We start from the raw sequence: 14,970 nt of genomic DNA on the forward strand, positions 1-14,970 counted from the left end.
GAAAATTTGATAGATGTTTTTAAATTAGTAGGTATTCCGATTCTCGCCTCCGCCTTTACCATTCTTTTTACTACCGGCATAACCTTAATTAAGGAAGTTTGGCAAGAGAAAAGAAGTCATGTTCAGCTATTAGAAAAGGATAAGCTGAAATTATTATATAATAAACTGTATATTATTAAATTAAAAGTTTATGATAGCTTAGATTTAGCTGATATTTTCCGTAAAAATAATGAACCATTACGGGAACCCAATTCAAGCGCTTGGGACTTTGCCATTGATTTGGTTAAGCCTCTAATTGAAGAGAATATTCATCTTTTAGAGGCGGATGATTTACATATTTGGGGGCTGTTTTTGGAAGGTGAGGGAGCAGAAATTTATTTCGAAGAGGCGTATTACCTTAAATACAAACATTTTTTGGTTTTCTTAGATAGTACCTCCAAAACTTATCTGAAGTTATACAGGAAGTATCATAAAATCACATAGCACCTCTAAAAACACCTTAGAGGTGTCTTTTTTATATTCTCTTTAAACCGATTCCGGAAGCCTCAGAAAAACTATTGGCGGTTAACGGTCTGAGTGCGGCGTCGGTTTAGAGGGAATATCTTTTCAAAAACAAACACGAATCAGAAGGGGGCGGCGGTGGATGTAGATGGCTGAAAAGCACATACAGGCGTATAAGGATTACGTCAAAGGCATGAAATACAAGGATCTTGCCGAGAAATACGGGGTGTCAGTGAACACCATTAAATCGTAAAAACAGCGGCGGGGCGGCTCCGGCAAGAAATCAAACGCTGTATCACATGGGTTCTTCTCGAAATATCTGCCGGAAGAAACACTATCCATTGAAGAGTCAGGGGTGTTTTCAATTAAATTTTCAGCTGATTTCCTAACTGTCACGGAAAACATCACACAGGAAATATATTGACTTTCATCCTGTTTGTAATGTTAATTAGAAGATGTATACAAAAACATTATAATGAGGAGGTCTGGATGTGAAAAATAAAGCGGGAATACAATTTGGAATATGCATTGGACTTTTATGTTTAAGCTTTACCGGTTTCAATCCTTTATTCGGCTCAGCGCATGCTGAAGCGAAATCCATAGAGGACGCAAAAATGACAAGCTGTATAACGAATCAGAAATTTGTTCAGCTTGAGAAAAAATTTGATGCCAGGCTCGGCGTTTATGCGATTGATACAGGTTCAAACAAGACAATCGCCTATCGGCCGAATGAACGGTTTGCTTACGCATCAACCTATAAAGTTCTGGCTGCAGCTGCTGTTCTGAAGAAAAGCTCAAATGAAAAACTTAATGCCATCATCCGCTACAGCAAAGACGATTTAGTTACATATTCTCCAATCACAGAAAAACACCTGGATACAGGCATGAGCCTGAAAGAAATCTCAGAAGCCGCTGTCCGTTACAGCGATAATACCGCCGGGAACCTATTGCTCCAGCAGCTTGGCGGCCCCAAAGGTTTTGAAAAGTCATTGAAACAGATCGGGGATCATGTAACAAAAGCTGATCGATTCGAGACGGATCTAAACTCTGCGATTCCCGGGGATCGTCGTGACACAAGCACCGCAAAAGCACTGGCGACTGACCTTAAGACTTTCGCTTTGGGTAACACTCTCACGGCTGACAAGCGCACGATTTTAACAGATTGGATGCGGGGCAACGCTACCGGCGACGAACTGATTCGGGCAGGCGCTCCTGCAGGATGGGAAGTCGGCGATAAATCCGGAGCCGGAAGCTACGGCACACGAAACGACATTGCGATCGTTTGGCCGCCTGACAGAGCCCCAATTGTTTTGGCAATCCTGTCAAACCGGTTTACGGAAGATGCCAATTATAATAATGCTCTTATCGCTGAGGCTGCAAAAGTCGCTCTAAATGCTCTTAAATAAACATTGCCGTTCATTTTTTATGGACGGTTTTTTATATGTTGAGAATGCGGTATGCCGGTTTCGTTTTTCGATAAATGTTATAATGTAAAGCCATAAAAAGATGGGAAGAGGGGGAATTTCGATGCATTACATAACGGCATGCTTAAAAATCATCAGTGATAAAGACCTTAATGAAATAATGAAAGAGTTCAAAAAACTTGAGGAAGAAACGAACAAAGAAGAAGGCTGTATTCAGTTCCATGCTTATCCGCTCGAACCATCAGAACGCAAACTCATGCTTTGGGAGATTTGGGAAAACGAAGAAGCTGTTAAAGTCCATTTTACGAAAAAACATACAAAAGACGTTCAAAAACAAGAATTAACGGAAGTAGAATGGTTAATGAAAAGCAATGTGAATGAGTAAAAGGCTTTGTCTGTTGTTGGCTGACTTTGCCGGCAACAATCATCAGTTTCATTCACTAAAACCCTTGCTGTGCAAGGGTTTTTTACTTTAAAAAGTTCTTTATATGGCAGTCTTTTTATGGGTAAGGAACAGACTTGGAATGAAGATGGCCGCAAGGATGATGACGGATACTAAGAATCCGGCATGGTAGCCTTTTAAACTGTTCGAAATCGTCGGCTGCAATCCTTGTATGACAGTTGCGGTAACGGTTGCGATCACAGCTGACCCAAAGCTGGAACCGAGGTTTTCAATCATATGAATACCGACACCCGCTTCCGGAAGCTGTTTGCTGTCAAGACCTGTATAAGCGTCACTCATTAATGGGAGCATAATTCCTCCAAAACTGGTGCCGCGGATAAATAATACGACGGAAATCCAAATCATATTTGTGTTATCGGTGATAAAAATAAGCGGGATAGATCCGATCAGCGAAAGAACAAGACTGACCGTAACCACGTATTTCGCACCGATCTTATCAATCATTTTTCCGATCAGCGGACGAGTCACGAGCATTCCGACTCCTTGAGGGATTAAAGCGAGTGCTGCTCCGGCTGCCGTGAAATGACGAATGTTTTGAAAAAACAGCGGAAGTATTAACATCGGCCCCATGATGGCAACATTCGCTAAGAACAACCCGATCGAAGATGATAAGAAGCTCTTGTTTGCAAACAAATTCATAGGCAGCACGGTTTGGTTTTTCTGGATCAGATTATATACAAGATAAATGACTGCTGAAACAAGACCGATGCCCACCCATAAAATGGTGTCGCTATTGTTAAATGATGCATGATCCGCCGCTTTTGTAATACCGTACATCAATGCCGCGCTCATTAATGACAAATTGATAATCCCGAAAATATCGAGTTTACGATCTTTGTTGAATGGTTCAAATTCTGGAATGGTTTTCATCATAAGCGGTGCAGCAATCAAAACGATGAACACGTTGATGTAAAAAATCCAATGCCATGAAGCGCCTTGGACGATGAAGCCTCCGATGACAGGTCCTAAGATCGGGCCGAAGATCATAGGGGTGCTGACGATTGCCATCACTTTTCCCAGGTTTTCCGGACCTGCCGTTTTAACCAAGAGTGTTGACATAAGCGGAGTCATAATACCGGCGCTGAATCCTTGAAGCAAACGGAAGAAGATGAAGCTGGAAACGTCACGGCTCATCCCCGCAAAAACAGAAATGACACCAAAGGCGATGACTGAGCCGATGAAGATTTTCTTACCGTTATATTTATTCATAAGCCAGCCGGATACGGGTACTGCAATCGCAAGTGCTAAGACATAGCCTGTAACGGACCACTGAATGGTATCCAATGTCGTGTTGAAGTCTTTGGTCAGTTTGTCGATGGCGATGTTTACCATCGTAGAGTCAAGCATTGGAGCGATTGCTCCCAGTGCAATAGCCCAGGCGGCTGTGAGAACTTCTTTTGGCACCCGAAGTTCCTTTCTTTTATGTGTTGACATATTACTCTCCTCTCAAAATTGCTGTCTTTGTTTCCTTGTCAACAAAATAATAGAGTGACTTTGTTTCTTTGTCAACAATAAGAGGGATATAAAAAGGCAGCCCGTTTTCATGGAGAAGGGCTGCCTATGGTTTTATTCATATTTATTCCGATTTCATGTCTGCACCAAGTTTCTTTATTTCTGAATCCAAATGCCTGCTGTATGTTTCCACGAAGTTCAGCATCGTGTCAAATTGTTCATCAGTTACTTGTTCAAACACGATTTTGTCCCGTTCTTGAAACTCTTTGTGCAATTCCTCGTGAATTTTATAAATGACTTTTCCTTGCTCAGTAAGCCTGAAATAGATTTCTTTCTTGTTAAGCGGCTTCTGATAGCTTTCAATAAGGCCTTTATTGATAAGCTTCTTCGTTAATTTACTTATGGCGCCTCTTGTCATATAAAGGGACTCCGCAAGTTTAGTCACATTGGCGTCTTCAATTTTTTCGATGAATTCGATGCAATGCACTTCAGAAGGTTTATGCCCCTTAAGGCTTTCTTCCATCTTCAGCCTATTCAGCCACACCATCTTGTTAAAAAAGTCCCTGAAATCCGTGAGGAGCTGTTCTTTTTTGTCCATGTCCCGTCCTCCTGCTCGGTGGTGCTTACACAATATTATAAAATGTTTGTTTCTTTTTCAACAATCGTAAAGTTATTATTTAGGAACTGAGAGATAGTGCGCAGAAATAAGAAGGAGGGGGAAGAGAAGAAGTATTCTATTTAAAAAGCGGCTTTTTAACCGAAACGTGGGTTTTCGGGTATTTTTCTTTCCGTATTCGTTACTTGCTCTGTTTCATAACAGGCCAACACTACAGCCTTATAAAAAAGCAGGCTGCACAATGAGCCTGCTTGAGATTCGCATCAATCATTTTCCTGTTGCGGCATCATGAAAAGCGTCGATTGCGGTTGTGTATTTCAAGACGTTTTTAGACACTTTGGCGGTTGCGCCTAATGGGTACGCGTCTGACAGAACGCTGGAGTGAGCTTCGGGTTCCCAGTAAAATACGCCGATTCCTTTGCCGTTCGGAACCGCTTTCACCAGTTTTATGGTGTCTTTTATGGTCCAGTAGGAATCTTTCGGATTATTTTCATCTCCGCCCAGTTCAACCACCATGACTTCCTTGTTGTAGCGTGAGGCGATGTCATTCAAATTAGATGATAAATGGCTGGTGAGCTCCCAGTACGGCTTGCCTTCCCAATAGGGATAGAACGAAACGCCGATGATGTCGGTTTTTCCTCCGTTTTTAATGAATTGATCAAACCACCATCTGAATAGGGCGTTGTCCGTGCCGTGTGCCAAATGGCTGATGACCTTGGTGGCCTGGCTGACGGATTTCACGGCGTCATAGCCTTTGTTCAGTAAGGCGGTCAATTTGCTGAAATCGTTCGTGCTGCCGTCGGGCAGTAAAATTCCTGAATTCATTTCATTTCCTACTTGCACCCAATCAGGGGAGATGCCGTGATTTTTAAGTTCTTTCATGACATCGTACGTATGGTTATACACGGCTGCCTGCAGCTGGCTGTTTGAATAGCCGGTCCATTTGTTCGGCTTGATCTGGTGGCCGGGATCAGCGAACACATCACTGTAATGGAAGTCAACCATTACCTTCATTCCTAACGCTTTTGCCCTTTTTGCCGCTGCAAGTACGCCCGCTTTGTCACTATAGCCGAGCATGGTCCATGTTGTGCCGTCTTTCAGCCAATAATAGCTGCTTGGCGGATTCACAAACACTCTCAGTCTCACGGCATTTATTCCGTGATCTTTAAGAATCTGCAAGGCATCTTTCTGTTTTCCGCCGTCATCCAGCCAGCGCACACCTTCGTCCTCCATTTGTTTCAGCCATCCTATATCAGCGCCATAGGCAAACGGGGCTTCCGCTTTTGCTTTAGGAGACTTCTCAAAGAATGTAAAAGCAGTGAAAATGAGAGAAAGACAGATTGCGTTTACAAATACACGTTTCAATCGGTTTTTGAACATCACAATACCTCCTGATAAAAAAGATTGTTGATTGATTTCACTCTGAATGTTTCAGCTGCCATTCTCCAATAACGTCGTGAAACGCTGAAACGCCTGAATTCCTTCGGGTGTCATTTTAAAAACGCCTGCATCGGTCAGCGCGCGTAAAAATACATTCGCGGTTTCTTTTTGTAAAACAGCGGCTGCATTTTCCGGTGTCACGTCTTCATCCGCTTTGATGTTTTCGGCCCACGGAAGATGAATGTCTTTGATGTCATGAGGTTCATTCAGTAAATACTTTTTCACTTCTGCCAGCTCATCTTTCAGGCGGGGAGGTAAAACGGCGAGTCCCATCACTTCAATCAGACCGATATTTTCTTTTTTGATGTGATGGACATCTTGATGCGGGTGAAAAATGCCATCCGGATAATTTTCGGAGGTGCGGTTGTTTCTGAGAGCGAGATCGATTTCAAAATCCGTTCCCCTGCGTCTGGCAATTGGAGTGACGGTATTATGGGGTTCATTCGTTTTTGCGATGATGCTGACGGTTTCGTCTGAATATTCCCGCCACTTTTCAAAAACATACGCAGCGGCATCGGTCAGCAAATCCGGATCTTTTGCGCGAAGGCGGATCACTGATACCGGCCACTTCACGGCTTCGGCCTGAACGTCTGGAAAATGACGCATATGAAAAGGGTAGAGAGAACCCGCTTTTGCCATCGGAAACTCATGGGCGCCGCCTTGATAATGATCGTGAGAAAGAATGGAGCCTCCTACGATCGGCAAGTCTGCGTTTGATCCCGCGAAATAATGCGGGAAGATTTCCGTAATGGCCAGAAGCCTTCTGAAGCTGTCGCGGCTGATGTTCATCGGCTTGTGCACGCTTGAAAGAAAGATAGCGTGCTCGCTGTAATACGCATAAGGAGAGTATTGAAACCCCCACTGTTCTCCCGCTAAGTCAAGCCTGATGATGCGGTGGTTTGAACGGGCGGGGTGATGCGGTGTTCCGGCATACCCCTCGTTTTCCATACAGAGCAGGCATGTCGGATACCGGTTTTCCGGACTGTTTTTTACCGCGGCGATGTCTTTAGGATCTTTTTCGGGCTTTGATAAATTAATGGTGATGTCCAATTCTCCAAAAGGTGTTGGTGAGCGGTACACGATATTTTTTCGAATGGCCCGCGTCTTAATATAGTCGTTGTTTTGACTCAATCTATAAAAATAATCTGTTGCTTTTTTCGGGCAATCTGATAACAATTTGCTGAATGCGGCATTGATCAGAGAAGGGGCCGGTGTGATCACGTCCATGATTCTGCTTCCCAGCATGTCTCTTTCAGCCGGCGTATCGTTTATGATTGACCGTTTTACCGCGTCTTTCACCAATTCGTCCAAATAGTAAAGCCTGTTTTGTTTCTTGATATGCTTCGGATCTGCATAATCCGTCAGTCCGAGCAGATCGAGAAGTCTGTTTCTTGTATAAATCACATCTGTTTCATTTATGTCGCCTAAGACAGTGCTTTCTTTCAGAAACCCTGCCACTGATTCAAAAACTTCAATGACCGCCGCCTCCATTTCATTTGTCCTTGTATCCGTTTGGATGATGCCGATGCCAATTCCATGCTGACGCAATGATTTCCGATATGTCCGTTTGTTTCGGATTCCAGCCCAGAATGTTCCGCGCTTTATCGCTGGAAGCGATGAGGGTGCTTGGATCACCGGGTCTTCTTGCGGCCGCTCTTACTTTTATGTCTCTTTCGGTCACTTGCCGGGCCGCTTCCGCCATTTCTGATACGGAAAAACCGCTGCTTGATCCTAAATTGAAAATGCCGCTGTCTCCGCCGTTTTGCAAATATTCCAGAGCGAGAATATGGGCATCGATTAAATCGGAAACATGGACATAATCGCGGATGCACGTGCCGTCTTTTGTCTCATAGTCAGTGCCGAATATCAAAACCTCCTCGCGCTGACCGAGCGCGGTTTGTAAAAGGATAGGGATAAGGTGGGTTTCCGGATGATGATCTTCTCCGATGGAACCGTCCATTTTCGCGCCGGCAACGTTAAAATACCGAAGCGAGACATATTTTATGCCGCAGGCGGTTTCGCACCACTTCAGTATTTTTTCTGCCATGAGTTTTGATTCGCCGTATGCGCTTTCCGGCTTTTCCGGCATGTCTTCTGTGATGGGCACTTTTTCAGGTTCGCCGTATACAGCGGCGGATGAAGAAAACACAATGTGTTTCACTCCGAATTCCTGCATGACCTCCAGCGTAATTTGCGTACCGTACACATTATTATTGAAATATGAAAGAGGGTCTTTCATTGATTCGCCGACAAGGGATTGAGCGGCAAAATGGAGAACGCCTGTTACGTTCTCCTTCGCAAACACAGAGCGAAGAAACGGTTTGTCACGGATATCTCCATGGTAAAAAACTGCTTTTTCATGAACAGCTTTCCGGTGGCCTGTCTGCAGATGATCAACAGCTATCGTTTTCAATCCTTTGTTTAATAATTGATCAACCGCATGAGAACCGATATAGCCGGCTCCGCCGAGAACGAGAATCGCCATGATTTATTTTTCCCTCCATTCAGCCGCGCCATCGCTTATATCCGCGATGTAGAAAGAAGCTTCAAGTCCTGTCCTGCTGCGGTAGTGAGATGAAACGGCCCGGGTAAAGCCGGCGGTTTCTTCACTTTCCACAATGGCTATGGCGCAGCCGCCGAACCCCGCGCCCGTCATCCGCGCTCCGAGCGCTCCTTCTTTCCAGGCTGCTTCAGCGAGCGCGTCTAATTCGTCACCGGTCACTTCGTAATCATCGCGTAACGAACGGTGGGACGCATTCATCAGCTCGCCGAACGTTTTCAAATCATTCGATTTGAGAGCCTCCGCAGCTGAGAGGGTCCGCTCGTTTTCGTTGACCGCGTGCCGGGCTCTTTTACGCAACGTTTCACAGGAGAGAAGGGATTCGAGTTCGTTGAATTCTTCTGCCGTCAATTCCGCAAGTGATGCGATATTCCGATATTGCCGCAGTTCTGAAAGAGCTGCGTCGCATTCGCTGCGGCGTTCATTATATTTTGAAGCCGCCAGCTCCCGGCGCTTGTTCGTATTCATAATGACGATTTTATATCCGTTAAAAGCAGCCGGAATCATTTCGTGCTCAAGCTTATCGCAGTTTAACAGAATGGCCATGTTCTTTTTGCCTTTTTGCACTGCGAATTGATCCATAATGCCTGAATTCACGCCGATAAATTCATTTTCGACTCTTTTTCCGATAAGCGCCAGTTCAGTATCGGAAACATCCAGGCTGAATAACTTTCTTAAAATGGAACCTGTTAACATTTCAATGGAAGCGGAGGAGCTTAAACCGGCTCCGTTTGGAATCGTACCGTGAAAAAGAATATCCATTCCGCTGTCTATTTGGCCGCCGGCTTTAAGAAGGTAATGGATCATCCCCTTCGGATAATTGGCCCAGCCGTCTTCTTTTTTGTATGCTGTGGCGGAAAGATCAAGGCAGACAATGCCGCTGTCAGGAAAGTTTTCTGAGTATAACCGGATCTGGTGATCTCCGCGTTTTGCGCATACGGCATAAGTTCCGATCGTGATCGCGCATGGAAGAACGTGGCCGCCTATATAATCCGTATGTTCCCCGATCAGGTTGATCCGGCCGGGTGCGAAAAACAGTTCTCCGTTACTTCTCTTGAAAATGTCTTCGAATCTTGATTTCAAAAGTTTGGTTTCCATGATAAACCTCCGATTCTATTTTGAGGTATGCTCCAGTATGAACTGAATGGCTTTTTGTGAATTTCTGGTGAGGCTGATATATTCTGCTCCTTTCGTTGCGATGAGTTTCACTTGCAGGCGGTCCGCATCTTCTTTAATGTCATCGTAATAAGAGCCGACCTGCGGAGCCAAAATGATCATATCGAAGTCTTTCATGATGTCGTAATGGGATCCGTAGGCGCCTGCTGAGGCGGTAATCGGCACGTTATATTCTTCGGCTCCTTCTGTCAGTGCGTTCGCAAGCATGGCGCTCGTTCCCGCTCCGGCGCACAGCACTAACACATTGGTGCTGTGTTCCAAGGCGGATGAGGATTCCTGAAGATTTGTGCTGATGACGGAGGACGCGTCTTCGGAGGCGCCGGCCATGGCGGGCTGTAATGTTTGCGGCGCGGTTTCAGGCTCGGTGTGTTGGGCTTCTTTCGCCGCTAATACTTTGTCATAAGCTTTACAGAATGGCAGGTATATCAGGAAATCGACAATGATTAATACAGCTGTCAGCACAAAAGCCGAGAGCCCCATGCCGGTTCCGAGAATCAAGCCGGCGGGCGCCGGGGTGGCCCACGGAAGAACATACATAAAACTGTTCATTCCGATGACATCCACGAAAAATTTAAACAGACAGACATTCACCATCGGCGTTACAACAAACGGAATGAAAAAATAAGGATTTAAAATGATCGGCGCAGCAAAGAGCAGAGGTTCGTTTACTGCGAAAGACACCGGAACCGCGGATGCTTTTCCGACTGCTTTCAATTGCTTGGATTTCGCGAAAAGAAGAAAGATAAACGGAACCACAAGGGTTGCGCCGGTTCCTCCCATTGTGCCGACGAAGTTCCCGAGTCCGACGGTCAGCACGTTGGACGCCTGCTCACCGGCATTATGAAGCTGAAGGTTCGCCTCCACATTTGCGTAAATAATAGCTGCGATGGCCGGTTCCACAATAGAAGGCCCGTGAACGCCGACAAACCAGAACAGCGCCATCATTCCCCAAATGACACAAATCCCCAGATAACCGTCTGCGGCGGTAAAAAACGGCGATAAGAGAGAGGAGAGAGCCTCTGCAAACGATACGTTCAGCGTGTTCCTGATCAATAAATCAACGATCACCATGGCCAAAACGGAAAAAGCGAACGGAAAAACATCTTTAAATGTTTGTGAAATGGTACCCGGTACTTCTTTAGGCATTTTAATCGTAATATTTTTCAGCACGCAGAATCTGTAAACGTTCACTGTTATGAAAGCGGATACAAAAGCGGCTAAAAGACCTTTTGTGCCGAGGTATTCCGTGGAGAATCCGCCATCGATTTGAGTGACGCTTAAAATGAGAAACCCGACGACTGAAGCAAGCATCGCTGAAACGGGGTTGATCCCTTTGTTTTTCGGCATTTTTCGGTTCATTGATTCACTCAGGCATTTCGCACTTGTTGCCGCAACGATCAGACCGAGGGCGCCCATTGAATAGTTATAAACTTTCCAAAGCCATTCAGAAACACTTTTAGGCCAAGTGAAACCCAACACTTCCGGCACAGCGGCGGTGAGGATAAAAATGCTGGCGAATAAAATAACAGGCATGGCAGTTAAGAAGCCGTCGCGGATCGCGCCTAAATAAATGTTTCTTGAGATTTTTTCAAAAAACGGTTTTCCCTTTTCGATTTGCTTGATGATACCGTTCATTTTTCCACTCCTTATCGGCGGCTTCGGTAGAGTTCTATAAAATCCTGAATAAGATCACGGAGCAAAAGGGTTGTCATCAAGTGGTCCTGACCGTGAACGAAAATAAACCCTAATTCCATGTCCTTGCCGTCAGCTTCTTCAGCTAACATTTTCGTTTGCGCATTGTGGGCGAGGGTTAAATTTTCATCGGCGCTTTTCAATGCTGCTTCCGTGTTTTCGAAGTTTCCGGCACGGACTTCTTTCAGGACTTTCAATAAAGTGCTTCTGGCGTCGCCGGCATAGGCGACGATTTCAAAACCGAGCATCTGCAATTCTTCCTTTGTCATGAAAAAAACCTCCTAAAGACGGCACACATGATGAAAAGAGACTCTTTTCACCATGTATGATCGTTAAATGATTGTTTTTGTTTCACTTACAAGTTTGTACCAGTAGGCCGATTCTTTCGGATATCGTTTTTGGGTGTCAAAGTCGACGTAAAAAAGACCGTAACGTTTGTTGTAGCCGTTGGTCCATGAAAATAAATCCATTAAGGACCATAAGAAGTACCCCTTTACATTGACTCCGTCGGTAATCGCTTTACTGACGGCTTCTAAATAGACTTTTAAATAGTCGATTCTTGCCTTATCCATAATGATGCCGTCTTCAAACTCATCTTTATAGCCCATGCCGTTTTCGGTAATGTAAATTTTGTTATATTGCGGATAGTCCCGTTTGATGCGCATCAGCATGTCATACAGACCTTCAGGATAAATGAGCCAGTCCCAATCGGTCCGCTTCAGGCCTTCTTTGTAAATTCTTTCGCCGATTCCTTTTACTTTATAGACCGAAGTGCCCTTATCGCCCGTTCCGTTATGGTGAATAACGGTTTCTCCGTCGTACGCTTTGACGAAATGGCATTGATAATGATTGATGCCGAGATAATCATTGCGCGTTGACGCTTTTTTCATCACGTCAAAGTCACTGTCTGAAAACTCGTATGAAGCGCCGTTTGCCTCACAGATTTCATCCAGAGCCCGCATGGTTTCCTCAGAATAATACCCAAGGTAGGTGGCGTCGAGGAGGAATCTCACTGATAACGCGTCATCCAGAAAACAGGCGTGGCGGTCTTTTTCTGAGTCACTGGCGGGATATTTTGTTTCCAATGAGTGGACGACACCGATTTCTCCCGGATAGCCGCCGTCTTTAAAAAGATTGACGGTCATCGCATGCGCTACCATCATGTGATGGAGGCATTGAATGACTTTTGTGATATCACTTTTAACAGATGGCGGAAAAACCCCGAGTAAATACTGGTTGGTGGCTGTGGGATAAATTTCGTTAAACGTGCTCCAATATCTGATTTCGCTGAATTCTTTAAAGCAAAACTCCGCATAGCTGACAAACGCTTCTATTGCAGCGCGGTTGAGAAAATCTCCCTGATCAAATAATCCTTTCGGTGTATCGAAATGATGCAGCGTGACAAAAGGGGTGACGTTGCGTTTATGGCACTCTGAGAAAATACGATGATAGTAATCAACACCTTCCTGATTGATTTTGCCCGTGCCGTCAGGGAAAATTCTCGTCCAGGCTATAGAAAGGCGGATGCCGTTTATTCCGAATTTTTCACATAGTTTAATATCTTCCGGAAACTGGCGGTAAAAATCACTTGCCGGATCAGGGCTGAATCTTCCCTGTTTTTCAAGAAATTCATCCCAGGCCACAGGCCCTTTGCCGCCTTCTTTTGTGGCGCCTTCCGCTTGATATGCCGCAGTCGCCCCGCCGAAAATAAAGTCATGAGGTAATTTGAGCATTACTGAATCCTCCTTCGCCAATGTGTGAATTGAAGTTTGTTAATGTTTGTAATTGTTATCTTTTGTTTAATAGTAAACGCATACATTTTTGTTGTCAATAGCTTCATAAAGAAATAACATCTGTTTTCATAGGGGTTATATAAGTTTTTCATTGTTTTATATGTTGATTATGTTGTTTGTTAGTGTTTGTTTTTGTTGACCGGATTGCCGCGGTGTGTTAGATTGTGTGTAAAGTTGAGGGGATGATTGAACATGTTAAAAAAAGAGCGTCTTTTAAAAATCATCGATATCGTAAACTCGCGGGGGTTTATTACGGTGAGTGATATTATCGATGAACTGGATGTTTCTGATATGACAGTGAGAAGAGATCTGGACGAGCTGGATAAGGCCGGAAAAATCGTACGTATTCACGGAGGCGCACAGAGCATTTCTTATTCCATTGATCACGAATTATCGCATAATGAAAAACTGGGTGTTCAAATGGAGGAGAAGGAGAAGATCGCGGAACTCGCAGCTTCCTATGTAAATGACGGCGATACCGTTTTTTTAGGGCCCGGCACGACGATTGAACTTTTAGCCAAACACTTGCTGCATAAGCGAATCAGGATTATCACAAACAACTATCCCGTATTTGATATTTTAAAACATGGTGACACTGCGGATACCATCCTGATTGGCGGCGATTTCCGAAAAAATACCGGTGCCTTCGTCGGACCCATCGTGAACGGCAATCTGCAGAAATTCAATTTTACGAAAGCCTTCATCAGCGCAAACGGCATACATAATGATGAGATTTCTTCTTACAGCATTGAAGAAGGGGAAGCCCATCAAATCGCGCTGAATAATTCGCGGACGAAATTTTTGCTGGCGGATAATAAAAAATTCAACCGGGAAGATTTTTACGTGTTCTATAACTTGCACGATATGGACTATCTGATTACGGATGATAAAGTGATGAAAGATGTTCAAATTCATTACGAGCAATATGTAGATGTCAAAATCGCAAAAAAATAAAAAGGCGGGCGGTTCGATGAAAGGGGTTATTTTTGATTTCAACGGCACGATGTTTCAAGATTCGCATCTGCACGAAAAAGCATGGTTTTTCATGGTGAAAAAATACGCGCCGAAAACCATTTCTGATGAAGACATTTTCGTGAACATTCACGGGAGAACAAACAGTGAAATCCTGACGTATTTTATTTCCGGCGATTTAACAAATGAAGAAATCGAGAAGCTGTCTTTTGAAAAAGAAGCCTACTACAGAGAATTATGCCTTGAAAACAAAGATGAGTTAAAGCTGACGAAGGGATTGACCGGCGTATTGAACCATTTGAAAAAATCAGAAACGCCGATGACTATTGCCACGGCTACGGTAAAGGAAAATGTCGAGTTTTACTTTGACGTCTTTCAGTTGGATCGGTGGTTTGATTTTGACAAAGTCACGTTTGATGACGGGAGCTTCCCTGGAAAACCGGCGCCGGATATTTTTCTCATCGCATCGGAAAAGTTAGGGCTCAGACCTGAAGATTGCTTAGTTATTGAAGATGCCTTTTCGGGGCTCATAGCGGCAAAAAAAGCAGGTGCAGGCAAGATTATAGCCATTGACCCGCTCGGAAAAAACCGCGCGCTATTTGAAGAAAAACAACTGGCGGATGACGGGATACTGACAGATTTCACCTCGTTTTTTGAGGTGATTGCCGGACATTCTGTTTGAGAGATGCAGTTGGATTGAGTGTGATCTTTATTGTAATGTGAAATGTCTTTGATTGAAGCTATTATGAGCTTCATTAAGGATTCATCGAGAGGTGTTATTCTATATTACTCTTATGTACTAAGTTTTTAGTAAACTGCTGGCCAATAACCGAGGAGTGAAAACCAAATCACTTTTAAATCGAGAGGCTTTTTCAATATTT

At 44.3% G+C, this 14,970-nt stretch carries 14 protein-coding genes and 1 pseudogene; 6 read left to right on the forward strand and 9 right to left on the reverse strand.

The genetic code is table 11. The annotated features are described in order from the left end of the window. The first annotated feature begins 6 nt into the window (after nt 1–6). The 4 genes and pseudogenes from JNUCC22_RS06090 (at nt 7) to JNUCC22_RS06105 (ending at nt 2,310) form a co-directional block, all read left to right on the forward strand. A complete protein-coding gene (locus JNUCC22_RS06090) occupies nt 7–483 on the forward strand; it encodes a hypothetical protein (RefSeq protein ID WP_064116074.1) in 477 nt (158 codons plus the stop codon). A gap of 166 nt (nt 484–649) precedes the next feature. Then, nucleotides 650–850: pseudogene (locus tag JNUCC22_RS06095) on the forward strand (hypothetical protein); the annotation flags it as partial. 136 nt (nt 851–986) lie between these two features. Continuing rightward, nucleotides 987–1,907 carry a class A beta-lactamase gene (bla, locus tag JNUCC22_RS06100; RefSeq protein ID WP_136803358.1) on the forward strand — a complete coding sequence of 307 codons (921 nt, stop codon included), beginning with the start codon at nt 987–989 and terminating at the stop codon, nt 1,905–1,907. 100 nt (nt 1,908–2,007) lie between these two features. Then, nucleotides 2,008–2,310, forward strand: a complete 303-nt coding sequence (locus JNUCC22_RS06105) for a putative quinol monooxygenase (RefSeq protein ID WP_223254689.1) — start codon at nt 2,008–2,010, stop codon at nt 2,308–2,310. Nucleotides 2,311–2,409: 99 nt separating this feature from the next. Here the strand turns inward: JNUCC22_RS06105 and JNUCC22_RS06110 are convergent, their stop codons facing one another. The 9 genes from JNUCC22_RS06110 to lacG all read right to left on the reverse strand — a co-directional run bounded on the left by JNUCC22_RS06110 (nt 2,410) and on the right by lacG (nt 13,057). Next, a complete protein-coding gene (locus tag JNUCC22_RS06110; protein ID WP_216062214.1) occupies nt 2,410–3,822 on the reverse strand; it encodes an MDR family MFS transporter in 1,413 nt (470 codons plus the stop codon). A 142-nt stretch (nt 3,823–3,964) separates the two neighbouring features. Continuing rightward, a complete protein-coding gene (locus tag JNUCC22_RS06115; RefSeq protein ID WP_007407329.1) occupies nt 3,965–4,438 on the reverse strand; it encodes a MarR family transcriptional regulator in 474 nt (157 codons plus the stop codon). A 285-nt stretch (nt 4,439–4,723) separates the two neighbouring features. Beyond that, nucleotides 4,724–5,836: a glycoside hydrolase family 53 protein gene (locus JNUCC22_RS06120; RefSeq protein WP_032866133.1), complete on the reverse strand. Its 1,113-nt coding sequence runs from the start codon at nt 5,834–5,836 to the stop codon at nt 4,724–4,726. 51 nt (nt 5,837–5,887) lie between these two features. Next, nucleotides 5,888–7,387: a UDP-glucose--hexose-1-phosphate uridylyltransferase gene (galT, locus tag JNUCC22_RS06125; protein WP_216062321.1), complete on the reverse strand. Its 1,500-nt coding sequence runs from the start codon at nt 7,385–7,387 to the stop codon at nt 5,888–5,890. Between the two features lies 1 nt (nt 7,388). Next, a complete protein-coding gene (gene galE, locus JNUCC22_RS06130) occupies nt 7,389–8,381 on the reverse strand; it encodes a UDP-glucose 4-epimerase GalE (protein ID WP_216062215.1) in 993 nt (330 codons plus the stop codon). A gap of 3 nt (nt 8,382–8,384) precedes the next feature. Continuing rightward, nucleotides 8,385–9,554, reverse strand: coding sequence for a galactokinase (locus JNUCC22_RS06135; RefSeq protein ID WP_216062216.1), 1,170 nt, complete (start codon nt 9,552–9,554; stop codon nt 8,385–8,387). A 15-nt stretch (nt 9,555–9,569) separates the two neighbouring features. After that, on the reverse strand, nt 9,570–11,267 hold the full coding sequence (locus JNUCC22_RS06140) for a PTS lactose transporter subunit IIBC (RefSeq protein ID WP_015239654.1): 1,698 nt from the start codon (nt 11,265–11,267) through the stop codon (nt 9,570–9,572). A gap of 11 nt (nt 11,268–11,278) precedes the next feature. Then, nucleotides 11,279–11,593 carry a PTS sugar transporter subunit IIA gene (locus JNUCC22_RS06145; RefSeq protein WP_007407323.1) on the reverse strand — a complete coding sequence of 105 codons (315 nt, stop codon included), beginning with the start codon at nt 11,591–11,593 and terminating at the stop codon, nt 11,279–11,281. Nucleotides 11,594–11,656: 63 nt separating this feature from the next. Then, on the reverse strand, nt 11,657–13,057 hold the full coding sequence (gene lacG, locus JNUCC22_RS06150; RefSeq protein ID WP_088462267.1) for a 6-phospho-beta-galactosidase: 1,401 nt from the start codon (nt 13,055–13,057) through the stop codon (nt 11,657–11,659). A gap of 252 nt (nt 13,058–13,309) precedes the next feature. On the opposite strand from lacG, the gene JNUCC22_RS06155 reads away from it, so the two are divergent. Further along, a complete protein-coding gene (locus JNUCC22_RS06155; RefSeq protein ID WP_007610724.1) occupies nt 13,310–14,071 on the forward strand; it encodes a DeoR/GlpR family DNA-binding transcription regulator in 762 nt (253 codons plus the stop codon). Nucleotides 14,072–14,087: 16 nt separating this feature from the next. Next, nucleotides 14,088–14,771, forward strand: coding sequence for an HAD family hydrolase (locus JNUCC22_RS06160; protein WP_108655011.1), 684 nt, complete (start codon nt 14,088–14,090; stop codon nt 14,769–14,771). The last annotated feature ends 199 nt before the right edge of the window (nt 14,772–14,970 follow it).

This window comes from Bacillus sp. JNUCC-22, from assembly GCF_018861275.1.
Lineage (GTDB): Bacteria > Bacillota > Bacilli > Bacillales > Bacillaceae > Bacillus > Bacillus velezensis.

Excerpts from the sequence above, each read along its gene's own strand:
- JNUCC22_RS06105 (WP_223254689.1), top strand. The coding sequence starts at position 2,008 with ATGGGAAGAGGGGGAATTTCGATGCATTACATAACGGCATGCTTAAAA.
- JNUCC22_RS06110 (WP_216062214.1), bottom strand. The coding sequence starts at position 3,822 with ATGTCAACACATAAAAGAAAGGAACTTCGGGTGCCAAAAGAAGTTCTC.
- JNUCC22_RS06115 (WP_007407329.1), bottom strand. The coding sequence starts at position 4,438 with ATGGACAAAAAAGAACAGCTCCTCACGGATTTCAGGGACTTTTTTAAC.
- JNUCC22_RS06120 (WP_032866133.1), bottom strand. The coding sequence starts at position 5,836 with ATGTTCAAAAACCGATTGAAACGTGTATTTGTAAACGCAATCTGTCTT.
- galT (WP_216062321.1), bottom strand. The coding sequence starts at position 7,387 with ATGGAGGCGGCGGTCATTGAAGTTTTTGAATCAGTGGCAGGGTTTCTG.
- galE (WP_216062215.1), bottom strand. The coding sequence starts at position 8,381 with ATGGCGATTCTCGTTCTCGGCGGAGCCGGCTATATCGGTTCTCATGCG.
- JNUCC22_RS06135 (WP_216062216.1), bottom strand. The coding sequence starts at position 9,554 with ATGGAAACCAAACTTTTGAAATCAAGATTCGAAGACATTTTCAAGAGA.
- JNUCC22_RS06140 (WP_015239654.1), bottom strand. The coding sequence starts at position 11,267 with ATGAACGGTATCATCAAGCAAATCGAAAAGGGAAAACCGTTTTTTGAA.
- JNUCC22_RS06145 (WP_007407323.1), bottom strand. The coding sequence starts at position 11,593 with ATGACAAAGGAAGAATTGCAGATGCTCGGTTTTGAAATCGTCGCCTAT.
- lacG (WP_088462267.1), bottom strand. The coding sequence starts at position 13,057 with ATGCTCAAATTACCTCATGACTTTATTTTCGGCGGGGCGACTGCGGCA.
- JNUCC22_RS06155 (WP_007610724.1), top strand. The coding sequence starts at position 13,310 with ATGTTAAAAAAAGAGCGTCTTTTAAAAATCATCGATATCGTAAACTCG.
- JNUCC22_RS06160 (WP_108655011.1), top strand. The coding sequence starts at position 14,088 with ATGAAAGGGGTTATTTTTGATTTCAACGGCACGATGTTTCAAGATTCG.